This window comes from Paracoccus sp. PAR01 (assembly GCF_014851995.1).
Taxonomy (GTDB): domain Bacteria; phylum Pseudomonadota; class Alphaproteobacteria; order Rhodobacterales; family Rhodobacteraceae; genus Paracoccus; species Paracoccus litorisediminis.
In genome coordinates this window covers 1-1,759 of record NZ_JACVAW010000068.1, presented here as the reverse complement: position 1 = coordinate 1,759, position 1,759 = coordinate 1, and the positions used below count along the sequence as shown (strand labels likewise).

General features: G+C 61.2%; 1 pseudogene. It reads left to right on the top strand.

Annotated elements, in window-relative coordinates:
* The first annotated feature begins 158 nt into the window (after positions 1–158).
* Positions 159–1,443 (top strand): annotated as a pseudogene (locus IB235_RS24620) (IS110 family transposase).
* Positions 1,444–1,759 lie beyond the last annotated feature (316 nt).

Below are 1,759 nucleotides of genomic sequence, written 5' to 3'. Positions count from 1 at the left end.
CGCGAGATGAATTCGCTGCCATAGCACGTCGGGAACATTGGTCCGCTTAGAGGTTATGGCCGTGCGCGTAGCCCGCGAACTGCGCAGCGTGCGGCCATAACCGGCGCTCAGGTCTCTATGGTGGTGTTGCGAACCACCCACCACAGAGGAGACCGGCTATGACCAAGTTCGAGCATACTGCTGATGCCCGTGTTCTGGTAGGCATCGACATTTCCAAGCACCGCCACGAGGTGCTGATCGCGGCCCCCGGCAAGACCCGGCGACGGCGATTGTCGATCACAAACACGCTCGACGATTTCCAGCGGCTGATTGCCATCCTGAGGGACTACGCGCGGCCGGTGCAGATCGGATTCGAGGCGACCGGTAATTATCATCGTGCCCTAGTCTATCAGCTTGGCATGGCCGGCTTCGATGTGACGCTCGTCTCATCCGTCGCCTTGGCGAGAACGCGCGAGGCACTCCACAACAGCTGGGACAAGAACGATCCCAAAGACGCGCAGGTCATCCTGCACATGCTCCAGATCGGCGCCACCCAAGTGTTCATGGATCCGCTTCGCGCCGGGATCGCCGACATTCAGGAGCTGTCGATGACCCATGAGGTCGTGTCACGCGCCAAGACAGAGCTCTGGCATCGGATCCTAGGGCATTACCTGCCGCTCTACTTCCCGGAGGCGGCCCGCTTCCAGCGCAGCACCCGCAGCGAATGGTTTCTGGCCTTCCTCGAGATGTTCCCTTCGGCCCATATGATCACGGCAATGGACAAGGATGACTTCACTGCCGCCGCATGGGACGTCGTGGGAAAGAAGGTAGCGAAGGCTGCATTGATCTCAGACATTTACGAGACCGCACGGTGCTCAGTTGGGCTGCCGGTCGCCGCAGAGTCGGACGCGCTGCGGATGTTTCGGATGGTGCTGGCGGAGGGGCGCAGCCTGATGCGCCAGCGCAGCCAGATCGAAGCCCGGGCCGTCGCTCTGCTCGGAGATCATCCCGATTATCGACTGCTCACGTCGGTGCCGGGCATCGGCCCAATCAACGCGCTGACCATCTTGGCCGAGGCCGGCGACCTGCGTCGCTTTCGGCATCACCGACAGTTTCTGAAGTTCTGCGGCATGGATTTGGCGACGGTGCAATCCGGCCTGTTTCGGGGGCGCAGCAAAATCTCCAAGTATGGCAATGCCCGCCTGCGTCGAACGCTCTGGATGGCGGGACAGACCGCGGTCCTACACCGCGCGAACAGCTTCCGTGACAAGTTCGAACGCTACATCGCGCAGGACAGGCACAATCCGGACCTGCGCCGCAAAGCCTACACTGCCATCGCCGCAAAGATGGCACGCACCATTCACGCCGTGATCAAATCCGGCGAACCTTATCGCCCCTTCTTCGGTAGGGGCGAACCCGAGCGGAAGGACCTCTCTCTGGCGAGCCGTGGAGGCAGCTTTCTGACCTCGTAGACAATGTTCGGGCCTTCCGCTTGGGACTTCGGATCTCGTGTTGAGGACGGTGAGGGCGGCGCGAGGGCCGACCCTGTGTTTGCTATGGATGAGACCATTTCTTGACGGCGGAACCCGCTCGGGTAAATTACTACAGGGCATCCAGTCGCTCGGATGCTCCTGGATCTGACGCCTTAAGCGGCACAAGTCTCCCGACGTAGGACGTTGTCGACCCTGATCGTCTTCGGATAGCCGATCTTTCGGCAGATCCGTTCCAACGTCCTAACGACGTCCTCACCGCGATACTGGAAGCGCACATCCGTCGCGGG